This is a genomic window from Cupriavidus sp. GW823-FHT07A04 (assembly GCF_058794615.1).
On the sequence record NZ_JBXAHA010000003.1, the window covers coordinates 1 to 21853 of the forward strand.

Sequence of the window (21853 nt, forward strand, 5' to 3'; positions counted from 1 at the left end):
CTTTGCCTACTTTCTTGGCAAGACAAGAAAGTAGGTCGCCGCCCCGCAGGGGTGGTGAAACTGCAGTTGCAGTTGCCGTTGACGTTAAGCGTTGCAGTTGCAGTTGCAGTTGCAGTTGCAGTCATCACCCCCCCACAACCTCAACCCCGATTCCACCACCGCAACCGCGCCACACCACCACCCAGCGTAAACCGGCAACTCGCCCCATAACCAAGATCCCACCCCAGCGTAGTAGCCAGCGGCACCCCGAGCCAGTGCGCTGCCAGCATACGCATCGGCCCCGCATGCGCAACAACCCACAGCCGGTCCGGAGCATCCACCGGCAAGGCATCAGCCCAAGCCGCCACACGCGCCATCGCCTGCGCGACGGTCTCGCCCCCATGCGGCCGCGCATGCAGCAGATCCGCAGCCCACGCATCCAGCTCGGCGCGCGGCACGGCGTCCCATGCGAGGCCTTCCCAACGGCCAAAATCGAGTTCGCGCAACCGCGCATCGGCTTGCGGCAGCAGGCCGAAATCCCGCGCAAGCAAATCTGCCGTGGCGCGAGCCCGCGTCATCGGGCTGCAAACAATGCGCTGCGGCGCAAGGCCATCGAGTGCCAGCAGCATGCGGGCAGGCTCGGGCAAAACGGGCTGAGCCAGCGGCAGGTCAAGCGCGCCGTAGCAGATCCCCTGCGCCACCTCGGGCGCCGCGTGTCGGATCAGGACCAGGTCCATGCCGCCGCCACCAGATAGATCAACAACTCGGCCAGCTGCTGCGCCATGCCGAGGCAATCGCCGGTGTAGCCGCCTATGCGGCGAACAAAGTAGCGTCCCAGCAAAAAGCGCAGCACCACCAAGGCAACGATCACCACAGCAGCAAACAGCGGCGACACCAGCAGCAGCGGCAATGCACCGCAAAGCAGCGTGAAACCCAGCCCCATGCCGGACAGCCGCTGTGCCACCGGCTTGGCCTTGCCCTCGGCACGCACGTAATCCAGCGTGGCAAGATAGCTCACCGCCATGGCGCGGCTGGCCGCATGCGCGGCCACCAGCACCAGCAGCAACTCCGCCATGCCGCTGCGCGCGGCAATCGCCACCAGCAGTTGCCACTTGAGCAGCAACGCCACCACCAGCGCGATGGCGCCAAATGCGCCAATGCGCGAGTCGTGCATGATGCGCAGCACGTCCTCGCGCCGGTAGCCGCCGCCAAAGGCATCCACGCAGTCGGCCAGGCCGTCCTCGTGAAAAGCGCCGGTGGCCAGCAGCGTCACGGCCATGCCCAGCAGCAAGGCCACGCCCGGCGGCCACCACTGCAGCGCGCCCCAGCTAGCCAGCGCGCCCAGCACGCCAACCAGCAACCCCACCAGCGGAAAGTAACGCGCCGCCGCGTTCAGGTAGTGCGGCGCAAAGCCGACCCAGCGCGGCACCGGCACCCGCGTGAAGTAGCCAACGGCGGTCAGGAAGTAGCGAAGTTCGTCGAGCATGGGCGGGTGCGTTGGGCCAGGTAGCGAAAGCGTGCCGCAGTCTACGCCGACGCGGTGCTGACGCCGGCCGCGCCGAAGGTGGCCATCTCGCGCAGGAAGGCCGCGGCGGACGCGACCAGCGGATAGGCCAGCGCGGCGCCGGTGCCCTCGCCCAGGCGCAGATCCAGCGCCAGCAGCGGCTCGGCGCCGAAATAATCCAGCAGGCGGCGGTGGCCATGCTCGTGCGAGCAATGCGAGAACACGCAGTATTCCAGCACCTCGGGCGCGAGGCGCTGCGCCACCAGCAGCGCGGCCGAGGCGATAAAGCCATCGACCAGGATCACCATGCGGCTGGCCGCCGCGGCCAGGAAGGCGCCGGTCATCATGGCGATCTCGAAGCCGCCGAAGGCGGCCAGTACGTCGAGCGGCTCCACCGCATCCGCATGCAGTGCCAGTGCCTGCGCCAGCACCGCGCGCTTGCGCGCGAGGCCCGCGTCGTCCAGGCCGGTGCCGCGGCCGATGCAATCTTCAATCGGTGTATCGGTAAGCCGGCTCACCAGGCAAGCGGCCGACGAGGTATTGGCAATGCCCATCTCGCCAAAGCCAATCACGTTGCTGCCCTGCTGCGCGTGGCGCAGCACGCGCGCCATGCCGGCGGTGAGCGCCGCCTGCACCTGCTCCGCGCTCATGGCGCGCTCAAAGGCAAAATTGCGCGTGCCCGCGGCAATGCGGCAGTTGACCAGCCCGGGCGCGGACGGCAGCGGCGCGCGCACCCCCGCGTCCACCACCTCCAGCGCCAGCCCGTGCAGGCGCGAGAACACATTGATGGCCGCGCCCCCGGCCAGGAAGTTGAGCACCATCTGCGCCGTGACCTCGGCCGGATAGGCGCTCACGCCGGCATCGGCCACGCCGTGGTCCCCGGCGAACACGATCACCGCGGGACGCTTGAGCTCCGGCGTGCCACTGCCGGTAATCAGGCCGATCTGCAAGGCCAGATCCTCGAGCCGGCCGAGCGCGCCGAGCGGCTTGGTCTTGGCATCGATGGCGGCTTGCAGGGTCGGGCGCAGGGAGGCGTCGAGCGGGGTGATGGCGGGTAACTGCATGGTATTTCTTGGTGTGGCTGAGAAAAGATTCGATTCGCTGGAACAAGAATAGACGTTTTACATCTCGACGCCACGTTGGGCCTTGATGCCTTGCTGGAAGGCATGCTTGACCGGCGTCATGTCCGTCACGGTATCCGCCGCCTCGATCAGCGCGGGCGGTGCGCCGCGGCCGGTGATGACCACGTGCTGCATCGGCGGGCGGGCACGCAGGTCGGCGATGACGGTGTCGACATCCAGGTAGTGCAGCTTGAGCGCGATATTGAGTTCGTCCAGCAGCACCAGCCCGATCGACGGGTCGCGCAGCAGCGAGCGCGCCACCTCCCACGCGGCCTGGGCCTTGGCCACGTCGCGCGCGCGATCCTGCGTTTCCCAGGTGTAGCCTTCGCCCATCACATGGAAGGCGCACTGCTCTGGAAAGCGCCGCAGGAACAATTCCTCGCCGCTGGGAATCGCGCCCTTGATGAATTGCACCACGCCGGCCTGCATGCCGTGGCCAAGCGCGCGCACCACCATGCCAAAGCCGGAGCTGGATTTGCCCTTGCCATTGCCGGTGGTGATGACGATCACGCCGCGCTCGTCCTGCGCGGCGGCAATCTTGGCATCCACGACATCCTTCTTGCGCAGCATGCGCGCCTTGTGGCGCTCGTCGCGGGCGGCGTCTTCCGACGTGGAGGTCTCAAGGGCTTTGGGTTCAGTCATGTTGGGTTTCGTCTGGTGCGGGAGAATGCGCCCCGTCGGCGATCAGCGCGGTATGGCGGCCGTCGCTGACGCTGACAATGGGCGTGCGCAGCGCGTGCGAGCAATGCGCGGGAGTCAGGACCTGCGCAGCGGGGCCATGCAAGCACAGGCCGTCTTCGGCCAGCAGCAGAGCATGGGTCGCGTAGCGCCGCGCCAGGTTAAGGTCGTGCAGGATCACCACGATGGCGTGGCGGCCGGCGCGCGCCAGCCGGGCCAGGGTTTCCAGCACCATGATCTGGTGGCGCAGGTCGAGGTGGGCGGCGGGTTCGTCCAGCATCAGCAGCGGCGCCTGTTGCGCCAGCGTGGCAGCCAGCGAAACGCGCTGGCGCTCGCCGCCGGACAGGGTCAGCACGTCGCGCCCGGCCAGCGCATCGAGATCCATCTCGCGCATCACTGCCGCGACCACCGCGTCATCCTCGCGGCCGGCCCAGCCCCAACCGGAGAGATGCGGGTGACGGCCCACCGCCACGGCGTCGCGCACCGACATCGAGAAGGTGTCGTGCACCGCCTGAGGCAGGTAGGCACGGCGCAATGCCAGGGCCGCGGGCGGCGTCTCCAGCGGCGCGCGGCCATCGAGCAGCACCACGCCGCCGTCCGGCTTGCGCAGCCCGGCCAGCACCGACATCAGCGTGGACTTGCCGACGCCGTTCGGGCCCACGATGCACCACAGCTCGCCCGCCTGCATGGACAAGCTCAGGCCATCGAGCAAAGCGCGCGTGCCGGCGCGCAACTGCAGGGACTGCAGCACCAGCGGCGGACAAGCGCAGACGGGTTCGTTCCAGGTCGGCATGGTGCTCAGCGCGGCCTGCGCAGCAGGAGAAAGAGGAAGGTCGGCACGCCCAGCAGCGCGGTGATCACGCCCACCGGCAACTGCGCGGGCGCAATCACCGTGCGCGCCACCAGGTCGGCGGCCATCAGCAACGTGCCGCCGAGCAACGCCGAGGCAGGCAACATCAGGCGTTGGTCGTTGCCCCAGGCAAGGCGCACCAGGTGCGGCACCACCAGCCCGACAAAGCCAATCGAGCCAGCCGAGGTAATGGCCACCGCGATCGCCAGCGAGGCCAGCACGAACACCGACAGGCGCACCGCGCCGACGCGCACGCCCAGCGCCTGCGCCACGGTCTCGCCCATCAGCATGGCATTGAGCGAGCGCGCCATCGGCATGGCCAGCAGCACGGCCAGCGCCAGCGCACCTAGCGCAAGGCCGTAGCTGGCGGTGCCGCCCAGGTCGCCGGTCAGCCAGAACAGCATGCCGCGCAAACGGGCCTCGGGCGCCACGCTCAGGATCAGGGTAATCAGCGCGCCCCAGCCGGCGGCCAGGATCACGCCGGTCAGCAGCAGGCGCGAGCCGGCCTCATGATGGCCGCCCTGCACCTGCGGATGCAGCAGGTCGCGCCGCGCCAGCGTGGCCACCAGCACCATCGAGAACAGCGCGCCGCCGGCCGCGCCGGCCTGCACCGTCCACAGTGGCCACATCATCAGCATGGCGGTGAGCGCACCGGTGGCCGCGCCGCCCGATACGCCGAGCACATAGGGCTCGGCCAGCGGATTGCGCAGCAGCACCTGCATCAACGCGCCGGTCAACGCCAGCAGGCCGCCGCACGCGAATGCCGCGGCCGCGCGCGGCAGCCGCAGCTCACGCACGATGGCCCCGGCGGTATCGTCGGCGCCGACGGACAGCGCGTGCCAGACCTGCGCCCCCGACAGCGGCACGCTGCCCACCGCCAGCGACAGCAGGAACACCGCCACGCCGGCGGCGGCAAGCATCAGCCAGACGGCTAGCGCGCGGCGCATGTCAGGCGGCCACCATCATTTCTGGCGCCAGCCCAGCGTGACAAAGCCGGCGCGTCCCTGCGTGTTGTAGGGATAGGCGAGCTGGTAGTTCTTGTCGAACAGGTTTTCCACACGGGCGGCCACGAACCATTGCTTGTCGATGTTATAGCGGGCATTGAGGTTGACGATACCGTATCCGCCCAGCGTGCGCGAGCCGCTATCCATGCGCGTCGAGGAAATGATCCACTCGCCGCCGAGGCGGAAGTCGCCAAACTGGCGGCCCACGTCGAAGGCGGCATGGCGGCGCGCGCGGCGCAGCAACTGCGTATTGCTCTGCTCATCCACCGGGTTCTGGAAGGTGATGCTGGCGCCCACGTCGGTGCCCATCAGCTTGGCGCGCCAGGAGGCTTCAATGCCTTGCACCTTGGCCTTGTTGACATTCTGCGCCAGGAACAAGCCATTGGGCTGCAGCGCCGCGGTAATCAGGTTGTCGTAGCGGGTCTCGAACGCGGTCACGCGCAGCAGGCCGGCGGCGTCCGTGTTGTACTGCGCGCCCAGCTCGACCGACTTGGCGCGCTCGGGCTTGATGCCCGGCTGGCCATAGCCCGGGTAGTACAGCTCGTTGAACGTCGGCGCGCGGAAGGCGTTGCTGGCGTTGGCGATCAGCTTGAACGCCTCGGTCACGTTATAGCCATAGCCGGCGAAATAGCTCGCCTGGCTGCCGAAATCCGAGTAGTGGTCGTTGCGCACATTGAGCTGCAGCTGGTGCTTGCCCAGCCGGCCATCGTAGCCCCCGAACACCGACGCAATATTGCGGCCCGGCGCGCCATACGTGTTCGAGCTGAATTCCTGCTGCGCATACTCCGTGCCGAACAGCAGCTTATGGGTCGGCGCCAGCGCATATTCGTTCTGCCAGGTGTACTGGCGATTGCGCGTGTTGAAGTTGCTGTTGAACAGTCCGTTCAAGGTGTTTTCGCTATTGTCCCCGCTCTGCGCGACCTTGAAATGCGTGGTCCAGTCCCGGGTGAGCTTGCCGTTGACAAAGGCGGATACAGTGTACAACTCGCTGTTCATCCACCAGACATCGGTCGGTTTGCCTGTCGTGGTGTCGTAGGAGAGCTTGCTCTTCGAGTAATAGGCTGTGACGCCGGCGTCCCAGTCGCTGGTGAAACGATGCTTCACCTGGCCCGATACGCTCTTGTTGTCATACGGGTTGTCGTTCGGGTTCGGGCCCATGCCCTTCTTTGCCTTGGCCGGATTGTCACCGTTCCATTGGGCCGCATTGATCGCCGAAAAACCGTCTGTCTTGACTGCCGACCCGGTGATATTGAACGAGGTATCGCCCACCTGCCCGCCGTAGCCCACCGTACCCTGGCGCGTATTGTTGCTGCCGTATTCAATCTGAGCGTTGGCTGCGGGAGCCTGGCCCGCACCGCTCTTGGTGAAGATCTGTACCACGCCGCCGATCGCATCCGAGCCATAGAGCGCCGAGACATTGCCGCGCACGATCTCGATATGGTCGATCTGGTCGGGCAGGATATTCGAGAGCTGGGCCGTGCCGCTGCTGGCCGCCGAGATCCGCACGCCGTCGATCAGGATCAGCGTCTGGTTGGAGTTGGCCCCGCGCATGAACAGGCTGGTATTGGCACCCAGGCCGCCGTTGGCGGCAAACTCCACACCGGCCTGCGTGCGCAGCAACGAGCGCAGGTCGATGGCTTGCGAGTTGACGATGTCCTGCTGGGTCACCACAGTGGTATGCGGCAGCGCCTCGGTCAACGGCTGGACAGTGCGGGTGGCAGTGACCACCACCGGGTCGAGCTGCGCGTCGGGCGCGGGCTGCGCAGCGGATTGCCCGGCGGACTGGGCCATGGCGGCGCCGGGCGCGCTCATGGCGAGCCAGGCGGCGAGCGCGGCGGGCAGTTGCCGCGAGACGAAAACAGGTATGGTGTGGCGGCGCGCCGGCAATGCCGGACGGCTCGACGTGGGGGGCGAAAAGCGCATGATGCTGAGTGGGAGAGAGCTGCCTGGTCCGTTCCCCCGCGGACCGTCTGGCGACGAAGCGCGCCGCTGGCTTGCGCGGCAAAAAGCAGCGGAGGGCGGCGCACTCTCGTTCAGGCCGGTATCCGGGCTGACGACACCAGTCCGACCGCCTTCCCGAACCTTGCGGTTCAGTGGCTGAGTGGTCGGCCTTGCGATCTTGCGATCACGGTCGCTTACCGTTGCGGGGGCAGCACAGGTTGGCTCGGCCCTGCCCTGGCGGCGGTGGCTGGCTCCCTGTTTCCCGTTGAACTGCAACCCTGTAGTGAATAGGATTACGAGCACCTGGAACGTGCGCGAGTGTAGGCAGTTTCGAGGCAAGCGTCAATGCCGCGGCAAAACAAGGCGAAAGCGCCTGGAAACAGGCATAAAGCCGTCGCCACGGATGCCGTTAAACGACGATGCATGCAACTTCGGCGCGCAGGCCTGGTCACACACGTCTGCGTTCGCCGTCCGCACGATAGCGCTTGGGCTAAAATCCCAGAACCCGAGACCCTAGATATGACAGGCTCTATGCTCACCGAACTCGAACAACTCGCCGCCAAGATCGGGCGTGTGCTGCACCATGCCGATACCCTGGCGGCTGAGAACCAGCGGCTGCGCGAGGAGATCGAACGCCTGCAGGCCGACGCCAGCCAGCTGCGCGGCGACCGTGAAGCCATGGCCGCCGACCGCGAGCTGCTCAATATCAAGATCGAGGAAGCGCAGCTGCGCATCCAGTCGATCCTGGACAAGCTGCCCACCGCCAGCGACGCCCGCCAGCTCGACCTGCTGGGCGAAGGCGACGCGGCCGGCCGCGCCGAACAGAAGGCACCCGGAGAAAACGCATGAGCAATAAGCAAGTCGAAGTGAACATTGCCGGCCAGTCCTACCGGTTCGCCATTGCCGCCGACAACGAGGCCGCGCTGCTGGAGGCCGTGGCACTGGTAGACGGTCAGATGACGCGGCTCAAGGGCGGCGTATCCGCCAAGGGCGTGGAACGCGTTGCCGTGATGGCCGCGATCAGCATCGCCTCGGACCTGCTCTCGCTCAAGCGCAAGCAGCAAGAAGATGGTGCGATTCCCGTTGATGCAGTGCGTGCGCGCATTCGCGAGCTGAACGAACGCGCGGACGAAGCCCTGCGCCAGTACGCGCATGTGGGCACCAATTCGCCCGTGCCGCGCAACTGATGCCCTGCCCTGCGCCGGCTGTACCACACGGCACAGGCAGGCGGTGATACGCTCGCGATTTCGGCCCGATGTGCCCCACATGCCGCGCGCGTCAGCAAAATGTAACGACACGCAAAGACGGGCTTGGTATGGAAAGCCTCGCGGTGTATAGTGGAGCCAAGCCGCACCAAGCCACATAGTTGCGGCACCTTAGGTCGGGTTATCGCGCCTGACCGCCGTTTTCATCCCATCCAAGTTAGAAACGGCAAACGTCTGACAGCCATGCCAAAGCAGTATGCGTTTGGCAGTGCAAAAAAGTCAGACGTTTGACAGTTTCCCTGCCTGGTTCGTCAGGATCATATTCCTTGAACCGATAAGCATTTGTTGGTGCGGGATTATGCCGTGTGGGCGAGCGCGTCGCATGGTTCATAGTTGCAGTCTGGACTCCCTGAACCGGTGATGTACCCGAAATGCGGCTTCCGCAGCCACTCTGAACCTCACTTGGGTTCAGGATGCCGATCCAGCGGCCGAGGCGGGGACCCCTCTAAAGGCGGTGGTTATTCAACCACCGCCTTTTCCTTTTGTGGCGCAGATTGACCTGCGCTGCCTCTGCAGTGCCCTCCCTCTGTTTCTGCGCCACGACCCACGCCCACATCCGCCAGACGGTTTTCTTTTGGCCGTGCTTGCTGCACCATATCGCTGTCGCCAACGTCACGCCCGCCCTGCCCGCCCATGAGCCGATCCACGCAAGCCAATGCCGCCGCGCGCGCCCGCCAGTACTGGCTGATGAAGTCGGAACCCGACGAGGCCAGCATCGATACGCTAGCCGAACGCGGCACCCTGCCATGGACCGGCGTGCGCAACTACCAGGCCCGCAACTTCATGCGCGACGGCATGCAAATCGGCGACGGCGTGCTGTTCTATCACTCCTCCTGCCCACAGCCCGGCATTGCCGGCCTGGCCGAGGTCAGCTCGCAGCCCTACCCCGATCCCACCCAGTTCGACCCGAAGAGCGATTACTACGACGCCGCCGCCAAGCTGGATGCACCGCGCTGGATGCTGGTTGACGTGCGCTTTGTCGGCAAGGGCCCGCTGATCTCGCTGGCCGACTTGCGCGCGCATGACGAACTGGCCGACATGGTCGTGCTACGCCGTGGCAACCGGTTGTCGATCACGCCGGTGACCCCGGCCGAATGGCGCTTCATCACCACGCGGCTGATGCGCTAGCCTGGCACCGGCGGTCACAGCAGCGGCATGACACAATGGCTGCCGACGACATAACTACAACGCCAACAAGGTCGATTCCGCGTCATGAGCTTTTCCCTGATTCCCGGACTGCTGCTGCTCGGCGCCTTTACCGGCTTCTGCGCCGGCTTGCTTGGCGTAGGCGGCGGCATGCTGATGGTGCCCTTCCTCACGCTGCTGTTCACCGCCCTGGCCTTCCCCCATGAGGCCATCGTCCATATGGCCATCGCCACCTCCATGGCGACCATCCTGTTCACCTCGCTGTCCTCGGTGCGCGCCCACCACAAGCGCGGCATGGTGCGATGGAAGCTGGTGCTGGCCCTGGCGCCCGGCATCCTGATTGGCGGCATGATCGGCGGCGGCAAGGTCTTCGCGGCGCTCAAGACCAGTTGGCTGTCGCTGCTGTTCGCCGTATTCGTAGGCTTTTCGGCGTGGCAGATGCTGCGCAACCGCAAGCCCGCCCCGCACCGGCAACTGCCGGGCACGCCGGGCATGCTGGGCGCGGGCGGCGTGATCGGCTTCCTGTCCAGCCTGGTGGGCGCGGGCGGCGGCTTTGTCTCGGTGCCGTTCATGACCTGGTGCAATGTGCCAATCCACAACGCCGTGGCCACCTCGGCCGCACTCGGGTTTCCCATCGCGGTGGCGAGCGTGATCGGCTATGTGTGGAGCGGGCTGGGCCAGACCGGGCTGCCGGCAGGCTCGCTCGGCTACATTTACCTGCCCGCGCTGGCGGTGATCGCGGTTGCCAGCGTGCTGACCGCGCCGCTGGGCGCGCGCACCGCGCACCGCATGGATGTCGCACAGTTGAAGAAAGTCTTCGCCTGCCTGCTGTTCAGCCTGTCGGCCTACATGATGTGGAAGGCCTGGCACGCGTTCTGAGGCCACAGGTGCCAGCGATGCACGCCGCGGATACAAGTAGATACAAGGTCGCACGGGACGTAGCGGAACGATCACCTGGGCGGCGCGTCTGATACCCATCGTCTGACAAGGGAGAATCCAATGAAACATCTGCTTGCCGCCACGCTGCTCGGTACCACCGCCATGGTTGCCTCCGCCCAGGGCGGCGGCCCGACCCACGAGCCGGCCCCTGCCGGCGTGCTGTCGCTGTCCGCCCAGGCCGCCACCGAAGTGCCGACCGACGTGGTGCACCTGACGCTCGCCGCCGAGCAGGAAGGGGCGGAACCGGGCGCGATTTCCTCGGCGCTGTCGGCCAAGACCGCGGATGTGATCGCGCAGGCCAAGCGTACCAATGGCGTGCAGGCGCAATCGGGCGGCTTCACCATCTATCCGTCCAACGACAAGAACGGGCGCATCAGCACTTGGCGCGGGCGCGCCGAGGTGATTCTGGAATCGCGCGATTTCACCGCCGTGTCCAAGCTCGCGGGGCAGCTCGCCAGCCAGATGCAGGTGCAGAACATCAGCTTCTCGCTCTCGCGCGAAGCCCGCCAGGCGGCCGAGACCAAGCTGACCGAGCAAGCCGTGGCCTCGTTCCGCGACAAGGCTCAGGCCACCACCAAGCTGTTCGGCTACGGCAGCTACACCATCCGTGAAGTGCAGGTGGGCGAAGTGGGCGCGGTGCAACCGATGCCGCGCATGTACGCGGCCAAGGCCATGATGGCCGATTCCGCGCCGGTGCCGGTCGAGGGCGGCAAGGCCCAGGTCACCGTGACTGTGAACGGCTCGGTGCAGATGCTCAAGTAAGCGCCGTCCAAAGCCACAGGCTCAAGGGGCAAGGCAGAAGGTAGAAGGTAGAAGGCAGAAGGCACGGAACAAGGCCCCTGCCGCGCAAGCGGCAGGGGCCTTGTCTTTGATGCATGAGCCATCAAGGAGCGGCGGTGCTTACAGCGCCCCGAACTGCTGGCGCAGCACGTTCTTCTGCACCTTGCCCATGGTGTTGCGCGGCAACTCATCCACCACGTGCACGCGCTTAGGCACCTTGAAATTGGCAATACGACCCTTGAGCCCGCCAATCAGGCTCAGCGCATCCAGCGAGGCACCTGGCTTGCCAACCACCACCGCCACCACCGCCTCGCCGAAGTCGGCATGCGGCACACCAATCACGGCGCTTTCCGCCACGCCCGGCATCTCGTCGATAAAGCTCTCGATCTCCTTGGGGTAGACGTTGTAGCCACCGGAGATGATCAGGTCCTTGCTGCGGCCGACGATGGTCAGGTAGTCGTCAGGCACCTTGCGCTCGCCAGCCTGGCTGACGATGGCACCGCCAAAGCGGCCCACGTCGCCGGTCTTGAACCAGCCGTCGGCGGTGAACTCTTCCTGCGTCTTCTCCGGCATGCGCCAGTAGCCCTTGAACACATTCGGGCCACGCACTTCCACATTGCCGATCTCGCCGGCCGCGCAAGGCTTGCCGTCGCCGTCCACCACGCGCACCGACACACCCGGCAGCGCCTTGCCGACGGTACCGCCGATACGCTCGCCGTCTTGCGCCTCGTACGGGTTGGAGACCAGCATCACGGTCTCGCTCATGCCGTAGCGCTCCAGGATGGTGTGGCCCGTGCGCTCGCGGAAGGCATCGAAGGTTTCCATCAGCAGCGGCGCGGAGCCGGACACGAACAGGCGCATGCGGCGGCAGGTGTCGTCGTCAAAGCGCGGCTCCTGCACCATGCGCACGTAATACGTGGGCACGCCCATCATCACGGTGCAACGCGGCAGGAATTTCAGGATCTGCGCCATGTCGAGCTTGGGCGCCCAGATCATCTTGGCACCGGCCAAGAGCGCGCCGTGCGACGCGACGAACAGGCCATGCACGTGGAAGATCGGCAGCATGTGCAGCAGCACGTCGTCGCTGCGCCAGCCCCAGTACGCATGCAGCGTCTTGGCGTTGGAGGCCAGGTTGCCGTGCGTGAGCATGGCGCCCTTGCTGCGGCCCGTGGTGCCCGAGGTGTAGAGAATGGCGGCGAGTTCGTCGGCGCCGCGCGCCACCGTGGCGAAGCGGTCCGGTTGCACGGCGGCGCGGGACAACAGCGAGCCTGAGCGGTCGTCGTCCAGCGTGAAGACGTGCTTGGTGCCGTGGCGGAACGCCACCTTGGACACCCAGCCGAAGTTAGCGCTGCTGCACACCACCACCGCCGGCTCCGCGTTGCCGACAAAGTAGTCGATCTCGGCTTCCTGGTAGGCGGTATTGAGCGGCAGGTAGATGTAGCCTGCGCGCAGCGTGGCGAGGTACAGGAACAGCGCCTCCGGCGATTTTTCCACCTGCACCGCCACGCGCGCGCCCTCGGGCAGCTTGAGCGCGGCCAGCAGGTTGGCCATCTTGGCGGTGGCGCGGTCCAGGTCGTCCCAACTGTAGTAGAGGCCGTCGTGGGTTTCAATGCAGCAGGCACTGCGGTCCGCCGGGAAGCGGGATTCGAATAGGGCGAACAGGTTGGCGTTCATATTGCGGAAGATGAAAAACGGAATCGGCAATAGCATGGGCAATCCGCATGGGCAATCCGATCAATAGCCGGCAATGATACCTAAAGCGATTGCCCGTGCTATTGCCCGTGCTATTGACCGCTGAAGCGCGGCGGCCGGCGTGCCAGGAATGCCGCCACGCCTTCGGCATGGTCGGCGCTGTCGCCATAGCGGAAATGCGCGTCGAGCTCCGCCGCGGTGAGCGGCGCGGGCACCGGCGCCAGGCGGCGGATGCTCTGCTTGTTGATGCGGGCGGCCAACGGCGCACCGGCCACGATGCGCTTGACGGCCGCGGCGACTTCCTCGCCGAGTGCCGCTGCCGGCACCACGCGCGTCAGCAGCCCTTTCTCGCGCGCCTCGGCGGCGTCGAACACCCTGCCCTCCAGCAGGATCTCCAGCGTCACGGCGCGGCCCGCCAGGGCCAGCAGCCCGGTCAGCTCGCCGGGCGCCATGGGAAAGCCGAGCCGGTTGATCGGCACGCCGAAGCGGCTGTCGTCGGCGGCGATGCGCAGGTCGCAATGGCAGGCGATCTCCAGCCCGCCGCCCACGCAAACCCCTTCGATCATGGCAAGCGTCGGATGCAGGCAGCCCGCGATGGCGGCCAGCGCAGGCGCAATCACCGCCTCGTGGTAACGGCGCAGCGCGGCGGCGTCGCCCCGCTCCTCGGGGAACTCGGCAATGTCGGCGCCGGCGGCAAAGTTGCCATCGGCGCCGCGCACCACCACGCAGCGCAGCGAGGGATCGGCGGACAGGTCCGCAAAGCCCTGCGCCAGCGCGCGCCACATCGCCACGGAGATGGCATTGAGCTTGCCAGCGTGGGACAGCGTGACCGTGGCCACGTCGCCCTCACGCGCGAACGCTACCGTGCCGCTCATGCCTGCGCTCCACGCGCACGGGAAACATCGGAAACCATGCGGCGATCCTCCATCAGTCGATCTTGGCGCCGGACTGCTGCACCACCGTAGCCCAGCGCTTGATCTCGGCGCGCTGGAACTGCGCGAACTGCTCTTGCGTGAAAGCCGGCGTATCGGAGCCGTTGGCAAGCCAGATCTGCTTCATCTCGGGCGTGTTCAGTGCCTTCTCCACTTCGGTGTAAAGCCGGTCGACGATGTCCTTGGGCGTGCCCTTGGGCACCCACATCGCGTACCAGGTGGAGACTTCGTAGTTAGGCACCCCAGCCTCGGCAGCGGTAGGCACATTCGGGAACGCGGCCGAGCGCTTGGTCGATGCCACCGCCAGCGCCTTGATGCGGCCGGCGCGGATATGCTGGGCCGAAGAACCGAGACCGTCGAAATCCATATCCACCTGGCCCGCGATCAGGTCGGACAGCGCAGGGCCCGCACCCTTGTAGGGAATATGCGTGATGAAGGTCTTGGTCTGCAGCTTGAACAGCTCGCCCGCCAGATGGTGGGACGAGCCGTTGCCGGCCGAGGCGTAGTTCAGCTTGCCGGGGTTCTTCTTGGCATAGGCGATCAGCTCGCCCAGCGTGTTGGCGGTGACCTTGGTCGGGTTCACCACGATCACCTGCGGCGGCTGCGCGATCACCGTGACGGGGATGAAATCCTTCTCGATGTCGTAGTCGAGCTTCTTGTAGAACGACGGCGCGATGGCGTGGTGCGCGCCGCCGATGAAAACGGTATAGCCATCCGGCGCGCCCTTGGCCGCGATGCTCGCGCCCACGGTGCCGCCAGCGCCGCCACGGTTATCGATCACGAACTGCTTGCCGAACTGCTTGGAAAGCTGCGCGGTCAGCGGGCGGGCGAAGGCATCGGTGCCACCGCCGGCCGGGAACGGCACGATGACGGTGATCGGCTTGGACGGCCAGGCGTCAGCCTGCGCCACGGGCGCTACCGCGCCCAAACCCGCGCCCAGCGCGCAAGCCAGCCCTGCCAGTTGAAACTGACGACGATTCATGACTCTGTCTCCTCTCTCTTCTCTCTTCTGCTGTGGAAAGTCAAAACGAAGAACTGCTGGAATGGCCCATGAACGCGGCCCGCGGCCTTGTCTTTTACCTGACCAGGGTTACAACAGCTTGCTCACCGCGCGGCTCATGCGCGGGGATCCGTTGCCAAGGCGCACCAGATTGTCATCTAGCGCCTCGGGCACGTAAAGATAATTCACCATCATCCCGCACGACTGCGCACGGCCCTTGCGCGACAGGTCGGCGGCCCAGTTCAGGCGCTCCACGCAGGCGCCATTGCCCAGGTGAAAGCGCGCCACCGGATCGGCCGGCAGCGCCTGCTGGCGCTCGCGCACCAGGTAGTGCGCGGCCAGCGCCAGCGCGATGTCGCGCACCGTCGCATCTTCGGAATCGGCAGGCAGCGCGGCCAGCCAGCCGGCGCCGTCGGCGGGTGGCGTGCCGTGGCGCTCGCTCCAGCGCGCCAGGCGCTTGTCGCCCAGCACCTTGGCCACCGCTTCTCCGTCGCGCTTGCGCAGCCAGTCGGCAAACCCGGGGATGGGCGAGAGCGTGGCGAACTGCTTGAGCTTGGGAAACTCGCGCTGCAACTCCCCGATCACGCGCTTGAGCAGGAAGTTGCCGAAGCTCACGCCGCGCAGGCCTGGCTGCGTATTGGAGATGGAATAGAAGATCGCCCACTTCACGCGGCGCAGGTCCTCCAGCGGCGCGGCTTCGTCCAGCAGCGCGTGGACGTTGGCGGCCATCTCGGGCACGAAGGCCACCTCGACAAAGATCAGCGGCTCGCGCGGCATGCGCGGGTGGAAGAAGGCGTAGCAGCGGCGATCAGAATCGAGCCGGTTGCGCAGGTCCGCCCAGGACGCGATCTCGTGCACCGCCTCGTAGCGGATCAGCTTTTCCAGCAGCGATGCGGGCGAGTCCCACGTGATGGGTTGCAGTTCCAGCAGGCCCACGTCGAACCAGTTGGAGAACAGCGCCTCCAGATCGTCGTCAAGCGGGCGCAGTCCCGGCACGCGCTTATGCCAGCGCAGCATGTCAGCACGCAGGCCGATCAGGAAATGCAGGCCGCAGACGCTTGCGCCCTCCTGCCCGTGCAGCGCGGCCAGCCGCTTGAAGAAACGGATGCGCGCGTTGGACATGGCCTGCGCAAGCCCCGACGCGGATTTGGGCGTCTTGCCATCCTTGGCATCGTCATCCGATTCCGGGCCGCCGCTGGCCGCGACTTCCGCCAGCACGCCGAGCATGGCCTGGCGTGCGTCATCGCCCGCGGCTTCGTATTCGGCCCGCCAGGTTTGCGCTGCGGTATTGGCGGCGCTGTCGGTCAGGCGCGCATCGAAGCATTGACGCAGTTGCTCGCGCTGCCGGCGCAGCACGCGCGCCGGCAGCCCCACGGCCTTGGCGTCCGCCTTGGCATCGGCATCCGTATTTGGCTTGGCGCGGTCATCGCCCTTGCGGCCCCACCACCGGCCAAAGCGGGACAACAGGGATTGCGCCGACGGCTCCAAGCCGCTCAGGGGCGCGCTGACTTTCTGTTCGCTATTGCTGAGGGAATCCATGGGCGTACCTGCTCTGTGCGCGTCAGTTGGCCGCTATCGATCAACGGGGGACTTACCGGCCAAGTGCAGGCGGCCGGGCTGTGCTTCGGGGATGGGATCGCCACCGCTATCGGCGACCTCGGCGACCTCGGCGGCGTCCAGTGCCCTGAGCGCGCCGCGCTGGCGCAGCAAGTGCGTCTTCATCAGGGTTTCGGCGCCCTCCGGGTCATGCGCCTTGAGCGCGGAGAACACCGACAGATGCTCGGCGCAGGATTCGCGGATGCGGCCCGGCAGCTTCAGGCTCTTGTGGCGCGACAGCCGCAGCACCTTGCGCAGGTCGCTGATCAGGCCGGACAGCCAGCGGTTGCCGGCGAGCCGCTGGATGGCTTCGTGGATCTGGTAGTTGGTTTCGTAGTAGGCGTCGATATTGCCGGCCTGCGCATACTGGGTCAGGTCGGCATGCAGGCTTTCGAGCGCGTCGAGGTCCTCGGCGGTGGCGTTGCGCGCCGCCTCATAGGCGCAGCGTCCTTCCAGCAGCGCCATCAGCGGGAAGATCTCGTCGAGGTCCTGCTCGGACAAGGCGTTGACAAAGCAGCCGCGGCGCGGCTCCAGCCGCACCAGGCCTTCGGCGGCCAGCACCTTGAGCGCCTCGCGCATCGGCGTGCGCGAGATCCCCATCGACTCGGCCACCGTGGCCTCATCAATCCAGGCGCCGGGCATCAGCGCGTGCTCGTCGATCATGGCGCGCAGGCGCTCCGCGACTTCGAGGTACAGGGCCTGCTGGATGATGCGCATGGTGCCTCCGGACGGAAGAATGCAATGGCATCGGGGTGGCTTGCGGCACGGTGAAATGTGTCTTGCCAGGCCCAATAATTCATAATTATGAATAACGGCGACCGGATGACAAGACAATTCGATGTTGCACAGCCGCATGTGCGGCATCTTCCAGCGCTCGCGCAACGCTTGCGCGCCGATCAACAGGAGGGTCAGTCTCACCATGCGCCAGGGGCGGCGCGGACGAATGCAAGGCAGGGAACGCCACGGGGCGCCGCGTGCGGACTAGCCCGCCGAACCCCTTGCCGCGTGGACGCCGAACCAGTGCGGCACGTGCGCAATGGCCTCATGCAGCGTGCCCAGTACCCGGAAACTGAATCCGGTCACGACCGGCGAAGGCGGCTTGATATCGGGCACCACCACCACCTGCGCCCCCGAGCGGTTCGCGGCCGTTGCGCCGTTCTCGCTGTCCTCGAAGGCCAGGCACGCCCGCGGCGCCACGCCGAGGCGCTCGGCGGCGAGCCGGTACAGCGCCGGGTCCGGCTTGCCGCGGCGCACCTCATCACCACCCGAGACGGAAGAAAAGAAATCCAGCATGCCCACGCGCCCGAGCCGGTCCCTGATCTCCTCGACACGGGATGACGATGCCACCGCGCAGGGAATGCCCGCGCCGCGCAGCGCCGAGAGCAATTCCCTGGCGCCGGGCTTCAGCGGAAACCGGGGCCCGGTGGCCGGCGCATGCAATTGCGCGCCCGCCATCGCCTGCACCTGGCGGAAGGCATGCTCGTCGCCAAGCAGGGAAACCAGGAAGGCATCGGACTCCGGCTTGGCCTTGCCGATGACCTGCACGTAGTCGCTGGCCGCCAGCGTGATGCCGATCTCGCGCGCGGCGCCGATCCAGGCTTGCATGATGGCGCGCTCGGAGTCGATCAGCAGGCCATCCATATCGAAGATGGCAGCGGTGAACAAAGTCATCTGCGCCCGCTTTAACGGATCGGGGCCTGCGCCGCCTGTCCGTGACGGTTCGCCCAGACCACCATGGCAATGCCAGCCAGGATCATCGGCAGGCTCAGCCACTGGCCCATGGAGAAGTTCAGCGCCAGCAGGCCCAGGAAGTTATCCGGCTCGCGCGCGAACTCGGCGAGGAAACGGAAACCGCCGTAGCCGATCAGGAACACGCCCGAGACCGCGCCCATGGGGCGCGGCTTCCTGGCGAACAGCCACAGGATGATGAACAGCGCCACGCCTTCGCCGGCGAATTGATAAAGCTGCGAAGGATGGCGGGGAATGTTGTCGCCGGCCTGCGGGAAGATCATGCCCCACGGCAGGTCCGTGGGACGGCCCCACAGCTCGCCGTTGATGAAGTTGCCGATGCGCCCGGCCGCCAGCCCGCAGGGAATCATCGGCGCGATGAAGTCGGTGACCTCCATCCAGTGCCGCCCACGCAGCTTGGCGAACAGCCACATCGCCACGATCACGCCCAGGAAGCCGCCGTGGAAGGCCATGCCGCCCTCCCACACCTTGAAGATCTCAAGCGGATGGCTCAGGTAGTAATCGGCCTTGTAGAAGAACACGTAGCCCAGCCGCCCGCCCAGGATCACGCCCAGCACGCCGAAGAACAACATGTCGTCCAGGTCCTTGACCGTCCAGCCCTGGGCCGCGATATGCGGCTGGCGGATGCGCAGGCGCCCGAACCACAGGAACATGATGAACCCGGCGAGGTACATCAGCCCGTACCAGCGGATGGCGAGCGGGCCGAGATGAATCGCAACCGGGTCGAATTGGGGATGAATCAGCATGTGTGCCGTGGTTAGGGTTGTAGGTAGAGAGATCGCGCACGGGCAACCTGGCGTCCGGCGCGATATCAGGGTTCAGGCTGCGTTAGTCAGGTGCGTTGCCGCAGCGGCAGTGCCAAGCTCCGCGCCCGGCTCCGTGCCCGGTGTTATGCCAGCGTTTTGCGTCAGCGTCATGGCAGCGGCCAGCGCGCCGGCGATCTCGATAAACGATCTCAGCACGGGGCTCACGCTGTCGGCACCAGCCTCACGCCACACCAGCCCGGTTTCGATATCGGGCCCGGCGTCGCGCAACGGCAGGTAGGACACACCGGTACGGCGAAGGTTGCAAAGCGAGGCCGGCACCAGCGCCACCCCCATGCCGGCGGATACCAGGCTGACGATCGTCTGCATCTGGATGGCCTCCTGGGCGATCACCGGCGTGAGGCCTTCGCGCGCATAACAGCCCGTAATGATGTCATAAAACGCCGGCGCGCTTCGCCGGGGAAAGATGATAAGCGGCTCGTGCGCCGCATCTTTGAGCGAAACGCCCTCCTCGGCTGCCGCCGCGCCATCCGGGCGCCAGCCTTCCGGCACGGCCAGCACCAGCGGCTCGCGCACCAGCGGCAGGTAGGCCACGCCATGCGGCATGGCCGGCAGTTGCGGGCGGATCACCAGCCCGGCGTCGATGCCGCCGTCCATCAGGGCCTCCAGCTGGATATCGCTGGTGGCCTCGCGCAGTTGCAGCTGCACATTGGGGTGCCGCGCCCGGAAGCGCCGCAGCAGGTCGGGCAGGATGCCGTAATCGGCCGTGCTGACAAAGGCCAACGACAGCGTGCCGGCCTCCCCGCGCGCCAGCCGCTGGGCCAGGCCCGGCAGCGCGGCCGCATCGGCCAGCACGCGGCGCACCTCGGGCAGCCATTGCTGGCCCGCAGGGGTGAGCGCCACCGAGCGCCGCGTGCGGGCGAACAGCTGCACGCCAATCTCCTCCTCCAGCGCCTGGATCTGCTGGGACAGCGGCGGCTGCGTCATGGTGAGCCGCCGCGCGGCGCGGCCGAAATGTAACTCCTCCGCCACGGTAACGAAGTAGCGCAACTGGCGCAGGTCCAAAGGAGCTCCTGATATGTTTATCGACTCAATAAAGGTTGAATAATATATTTGACACGATAAAAGGCAAGCGGCATGCTCTCGTCCACAACATGGCAAGAGCCTGCCCGGTCCTCGGAACCCTGAGGCGCCCCGCGCAGGCCGGCACACTTCCCCCGGAGATTCCCATGGCATACAACAAACGCTCGCAGCACATCACGCAAGGCGTGGCGCGCTCCCCCAACCGCTCGATGTACTACGCGCTGGGCTACAAGAAGGAAGACTTCGACAAGCCGATGGTGGGCATCGCCAACGGCCACTCCACCATCACGCCGTGCAACTCCGGCCTGCAACGCCTGGCCGACGCCGCCGTGGCGGCCATCAAGGCCTCCGACGCCAACCCGCAGATCTTCGGCACCCCGACCATCTCGGACGGCATGTCGATGGGCACCGAAGGCATGAAGTATTCGCTGATCTCCCGCGAAGTCATCGCCGACTGTATCGAGACCGCGACCCAGGGCCAGTGGATGGACGGCGTGGTCGTGATCGGCGGCTGCGACAAGAACATGCCGGGCGGCATGATCGCGCTAGCGCGCACCAACGTGCCGGGCATCTATGTGTACGGCGGCACCATCAAGCCGGGCAACTGGAAGGGCAAGGACCTGACCATCGTGTCGTCGTTCGAGGCCGTGGGCGAGTTCACCGCCGGCCGCCTGAGCCAGGAAGACTTCGAGGGCGTCGAGAAGAACGCCTGCCCGTCGTCGGGCTCGTGCGGTGGCATGTACACCGCCAACACCATGAGCTCCTCGTTCGAGGCGCTGGGCATGTCGCTGCTGTACTCGTCGACCATGGCCAACCCGGACCAGGAAAAGGTCGACAGCGCAGCCGAATCGGCACGCGTGCTGGTCGAAGCCATCAAGAAGGACATCAAGCCGCGCGACATCATCACGCGCAAGTCCATCGAGAACGCCGTTGCGCTGATCATGGCCACCGGCGGCTCCACCAACGCCGTGCTGCACTACCTGGCGATCGCCCACTCGGCAGAAGTGGAATGGAGCATCGACGACTTCGAGCGCATCCGCCGCAAGGTGCCGGTGATCTGCAACCTGAAGCCGTCGGGCCAGTACGTGGCAACCGACCTGCACCGCGCGGGCGGCATTCCCCAGGTCATGAAGATCCTGCTCAAGGCAGGCCTGATGCACGGCGACTGCCTGACCATCACCGGCCGCACCCTGGCCGAGGAACTGGAAAACGTGCCGGACACCCCGCGCGCCGACCAGGACGTGATCATGCCGATCGAAAAGGCGCTCTACAAGGAAGGCCACCTGGCCATCCTGAAGGGCAACCTGGCACAGGAAGGTGCCGTCGCCAAGATCACCGGCCTGAAGAACCCGGTCATCACCGGCCCGGCCCGCGTGTTCGAGGACGAGCAAAGCGCCATGGACGCCATCCTGGCCGACAAGATCAACGCCGGCGACATCCTGGTGCTGCGCTACCTGGGCCCCAAGGGCGGCCCCGGCATGCCTGAAATGCTGGCCCCCACCTCGGCCATCATCGGCAAGGGCCTGGGCGAATCGGTCGGCTTCATCACCGACGGCCGCTTCTCGGGCGGCACCTGGGGCATGGTGGTCGGCCACGTCGCGCCGGAAGCGCACGTGGGCGGCAACATCGCGCTGGTGCAGGAAGGCGACTCGGTCACCATCGACGCGCACAAGCTGCTGCTGGAACTCAACGTGAGCGAAGAAGAGCTGGCCAAGCGCCGCGCCGCCTGGAAGCAGCCGGCACCGCGCTACACCCGCGGCGTGCTGGCCAAGTTCGCCAAGCTGGCTTCGACCGCCAGCAAGGGCGCTGTGACGGACTGAGGCTGCGGCT

The 21853-nt window shown here is 66.5% G+C and carries 21 protein-coding genes, 1 other RNA gene and 1 riboswitch; of the genes, 7 read left to right on the forward strand and 15 right to left on the reverse strand.

Going from position 1 to position 21853, the window contains the following annotated elements:
• Positions 1-140: 140 nt before the first annotated feature.
• The 7 genes from cobC to AC1Q7Q_RS05750 are packed head-to-tail and all read right to left on the reverse strand — an operon-like array spanning position 141 to position 7059.
• A complete protein-coding gene (cobC, locus tag AC1Q7Q_RS05720) occupies positions 141-716 on the reverse strand; it encodes an alpha-ribazole phosphatase (protein ID WP_492376694.1) in 576 nt (191 codons plus the stop codon).
• Positions 701-1465 (reverse strand): adenosylcobinamide-GDP ribazoletransferase, encoded by a 765-nt coding sequence (locus tag AC1Q7Q_RS05725; protein ID WP_492376693.1) that lies wholly within the window; start codon positions 1463-1465, stop codon positions 701-703. The genes cobC and AC1Q7Q_RS05725 overlap by 16 nt, the downstream gene beginning before the upstream one ends.
• Positions 1466-1506: 41 nt before the next feature.
• Positions 1507-2547, reverse strand: coding sequence for a nicotinate-nucleotide--dimethylbenzimidazole phosphoribosyltransferase (gene cobT / locus AC1Q7Q_RS05730; protein ID WP_492376692.1), 1041 nt, complete (start codon positions 2545-2547; stop codon positions 1507-1509).
• A gap of 57 nt (positions 2548-2604) precedes the next feature.
• Positions 2605-3246, reverse strand: coding sequence for a cob(I)yrinic acid a,c-diamide adenosyltransferase (cobO, locus tag AC1Q7Q_RS05735; protein WP_150984001.1), 642 nt, complete (start codon positions 3244-3246; stop codon positions 2605-2607).
• Positions 3239-4075, reverse strand: coding sequence for an ABC transporter ATP-binding protein (locus AC1Q7Q_RS05740; protein WP_492376691.1), 837 nt, complete (start codon positions 4073-4075; stop codon positions 3239-3241). The genes cobO and AC1Q7Q_RS05740 overlap by 8 nt, the downstream gene beginning before the upstream one ends.
• 5 nt (positions 4076-4080) lie before the next feature.
• A complete protein-coding gene (locus AC1Q7Q_RS05745) occupies positions 4081-5079 on the reverse strand; it encodes a FecCD family ABC transporter permease (RefSeq protein ID WP_174427962.1) in 999 nt (332 codons plus the stop codon).
• Between the two features lie 15 nt (positions 5080-5094).
• Positions 5095-7059 (reverse strand): TonB-dependent receptor plug domain-containing protein, encoded by a 1965-nt coding sequence (locus AC1Q7Q_RS05750; protein ID WP_492376690.1) that lies wholly within the window; start codon positions 7057-7059, stop codon positions 5095-5097.
• Positions 7060-7155: 96 nt separating this feature from the next.
• A riboswitch (cobalamin riboswitch) is annotated at positions 7156-7400 on the reverse strand.
• A gap of 208 nt (positions 7401-7608) precedes the next feature.
• On the opposite strand from AC1Q7Q_RS05750, the gene AC1Q7Q_RS05755 reads away from it, so the two are divergent.
• From AC1Q7Q_RS05755 to AC1Q7Q_RS05780, 6 genes are all read left to right on the forward strand, one after another.
• Positions 7609-7926 carry a hypothetical protein gene (locus AC1Q7Q_RS05755; RefSeq protein WP_183036798.1) on the forward strand — a complete coding sequence of 106 codons (318 nt, stop codon included), beginning with the start codon at positions 7609-7611 and terminating at the stop codon, positions 7924-7926.
• Positions 7923-8264: a cell division protein ZapA gene (locus tag AC1Q7Q_RS05760; protein WP_416049477.1), complete on the forward strand. Its 342-nt coding sequence runs from the start codon at positions 7923-7925 to the stop codon at positions 8262-8264. The genes AC1Q7Q_RS05755 and AC1Q7Q_RS05760 overlap by 4 nt, the downstream gene beginning before the upstream one ends.
• 311 nt (positions 8265-8575) lie before the next feature.
• Positions 8576-8786: non-coding RNA, 6S RNA (gene ssrS / locus AC1Q7Q_RS05765), on the forward strand.
• A 189-nt stretch (positions 8787-8975) separates the two neighbouring features.
• Entirely contained in the window at positions 8976-9470 is a 495-nt protein-coding gene (locus AC1Q7Q_RS05770; protein WP_441633252.1) for an EVE domain-containing protein, read from the forward strand.
• Positions 9471-9554: 84 nt separating this feature from the next.
• On the forward strand, positions 9555-10367 hold the full coding sequence (locus AC1Q7Q_RS05775; RefSeq protein WP_441633250.1) for a sulfite exporter TauE/SafE family protein: 813 nt from the start codon (positions 9555-9557) through the stop codon (positions 10365-10367).
• Positions 10368-10487: 120 nt separating this feature from the next.
• A complete protein-coding gene (locus AC1Q7Q_RS05780; protein ID WP_492375471.1) occupies positions 10488-11189 on the forward strand; it encodes an SIMPL domain-containing protein in 702 nt (233 codons plus the stop codon).
• A 138-nt stretch (positions 11190-11327) separates the two neighbouring features.
• On the opposite strand, the gene AC1Q7Q_RS05785 is transcribed toward AC1Q7Q_RS05780, so the two are convergent.
• The 8 genes from AC1Q7Q_RS05785 to AC1Q7Q_RS05820 form a co-directional block, all read right to left on the reverse strand.
• The gene (locus AC1Q7Q_RS05785; RefSeq protein WP_441633470.1) at positions 11328-12881 is read right to left on the reverse strand and encodes a malonate--CoA ligase; all 1554 of its coding nucleotides are present in this window, start codon (positions 12879-12881) and stop codon (positions 11328-11330) included.
• A gap of 110 nt (positions 12882-12991) precedes the next feature.
• Positions 12992-13774, reverse strand: a complete 783-nt coding sequence (locus AC1Q7Q_RS05790; protein ID WP_492375470.1) for an enoyl-CoA hydratase/isomerase family protein — start codon at positions 13772-13774, stop codon at positions 12992-12994.
• Positions 13775-13826: 52 nt separating this feature from the next.
• Positions 13827-14813, reverse strand: coding sequence for a Bug family tripartite tricarboxylate transporter substrate binding protein (locus AC1Q7Q_RS05795; protein WP_492375469.1), 987 nt, complete (start codon positions 14811-14813; stop codon positions 13827-13829).
• Positions 14814-14921: 108 nt separating this feature from the next.
• Positions 14922-16370: a malonyl-CoA decarboxylase domain-containing protein gene (locus tag AC1Q7Q_RS05800; protein WP_492375468.1), complete on the reverse strand. Its 1449-nt coding sequence runs from the start codon at positions 16368-16370 to the stop codon at positions 14922-14924.
• A gap of 33 nt (positions 16371-16403) precedes the next feature.
• Positions 16404-17144, reverse strand: a complete 741-nt coding sequence (locus AC1Q7Q_RS05805) for a GntR family transcriptional regulator (protein ID WP_492375467.1) — start codon at positions 17142-17144, stop codon at positions 16404-16406.
• A gap of 264 nt (positions 17145-17408) precedes the next feature.
• On the reverse strand, positions 17409-18092 hold the full coding sequence (locus AC1Q7Q_RS05810; protein WP_492375472.1) for an HAD family hydrolase: 684 nt from the start codon (positions 18090-18092) through the stop codon (positions 17409-17411).
• A 17-nt stretch (positions 18093-18109) separates the two neighbouring features.
• Positions 18110-18922, reverse strand: coding sequence for a prolipoprotein diacylglyceryl transferase (lgt, locus tag AC1Q7Q_RS05815; protein WP_492375466.1), 813 nt, complete (start codon positions 18920-18922; stop codon positions 18110-18112).
• Between the two features lie 72 nt (positions 18923-18994).
• Positions 18995-20005, reverse strand: coding sequence for a LysR family transcriptional regulator (locus AC1Q7Q_RS05820; protein ID WP_492375465.1), 1011 nt, complete (start codon positions 20003-20005; stop codon positions 18995-18997).
• Positions 20006-20169: 164 nt separating this feature from the next.
• Between AC1Q7Q_RS05820 and ilvD the strand changes: the two genes are divergently transcribed.
• The gene (gene ilvD / locus AC1Q7Q_RS05825; protein WP_043348892.1) at positions 20170-21843 is read left to right on the forward strand and encodes a dihydroxy-acid dehydratase; all 1674 of its coding nucleotides are present in this window, start codon (positions 20170-20172) and stop codon (positions 21841-21843) included.
• Positions 21844-21853: the final 10 nt, after the last annotated feature.

Bases quoted from the DNA above. Each gene is read 5' to 3' on its own strand.
- cobC (WP_492376694.1), bottom strand. From the start codon at position 716: ATGGACCTGGTCCTGATCCGACACGCGGCGCCCGAGGTGGCGCAGGGG.
- AC1Q7Q_RS05725 (WP_492376693.1), bottom strand. From the start codon at position 1,465: ATGCTCGACGAACTTCGCTACTTCCTGACCGCCGTTGGCTACTTCACG.
- cobT (WP_492376692.1), bottom strand. From the start codon at position 2,547: ATGCAGTTACCCGCCATCACCCCGCTCGACGCCTCCCTGCGCCCGACC.
- cobO (WP_150984001.1), bottom strand. From the start codon at position 3,246: ATGACTGAACCCAAAGCCCTTGAGACCTCCACGTCGGAAGACGCCGCC.
- AC1Q7Q_RS05740 (WP_492376691.1), bottom strand. From the start codon at position 4,075: ATGCCGACCTGGAACGAACCCGTCTGCGCTTGTCCGCCGCTGGTGCTG.
- AC1Q7Q_RS05745 (WP_174427962.1), bottom strand. From the start codon at position 5,079: ATGCGCCGCGCGCTAGCCGTCTGGCTGATGCTTGCCGCCGCCGGCGTG.
- AC1Q7Q_RS05750 (WP_492376690.1), bottom strand. From the start codon at position 7,059: ATGCGCTTTTCGCCCCCCACGTCGAGCCGTCCGGCATTGCCGGCGCGC.
- AC1Q7Q_RS05755 (WP_183036798.1), top strand. From the start codon at position 7,609: ATGCTCACCGAACTCGAACAACTCGCCGCCAAGATCGGGCGTGTGCTG.
- AC1Q7Q_RS05760 (WP_416049477.1), top strand. From the start codon at position 7,923: ATGAGCAATAAGCAAGTCGAAGTGAACATTGCCGGCCAGTCCTACCGG.
- AC1Q7Q_RS05770 (WP_441633252.1), top strand. From the start codon at position 8,976: ATGAGCCGATCCACGCAAGCCAATGCCGCCGCGCGCGCCCGCCAGTAC.
- AC1Q7Q_RS05775 (WP_441633250.1), top strand. From the start codon at position 9,555: ATGAGCTTTTCCCTGATTCCCGGACTGCTGCTGCTCGGCGCCTTTACC.
- AC1Q7Q_RS05780 (WP_492375471.1), top strand. From the start codon at position 10,488: ATGAAACATCTGCTTGCCGCCACGCTGCTCGGTACCACCGCCATGGTT.
- AC1Q7Q_RS05785 (WP_441633470.1), bottom strand. From the start codon at position 12,881: ATGAACGCCAACCTGTTCGCCCTATTCGAATCCCGCTTCCCGGCGGAC.
- AC1Q7Q_RS05790 (WP_492375470.1), bottom strand. From the start codon at position 13,774: ATGAGCGGCACGGTAGCGTTCGCGCGTGAGGGCGACGTGGCCACGGTC.
- AC1Q7Q_RS05795 (WP_492375469.1), bottom strand. From the start codon at position 14,813: ATGAATCGTCGTCAGTTTCAACTGGCAGGGCTGGCTTGCGCGCTGGGC.
- AC1Q7Q_RS05800 (WP_492375468.1), bottom strand. From the start codon at position 16,370: ATGGATTCCCTCAGCAATAGCGAACAGAAAGTCAGCGCGCCCCTGAGC.
- AC1Q7Q_RS05805 (WP_492375467.1), bottom strand. From the start codon at position 17,144: ATGCGCATCATCCAGCAGGCCCTGTACCTCGAAGTCGCGGAGCGCCTG.
- lgt (WP_492375466.1), bottom strand. From the start codon at position 18,922: ATGCTGATTCATCCCCAATTCGACCCGGTTGCGATTCATCTCGGCCCG.
- ilvD (WP_043348892.1), top strand. From the start codon at position 20,170: ATGGCATACAACAAACGCTCGCAGCACATCACGCAAGGCGTGGCGCGC.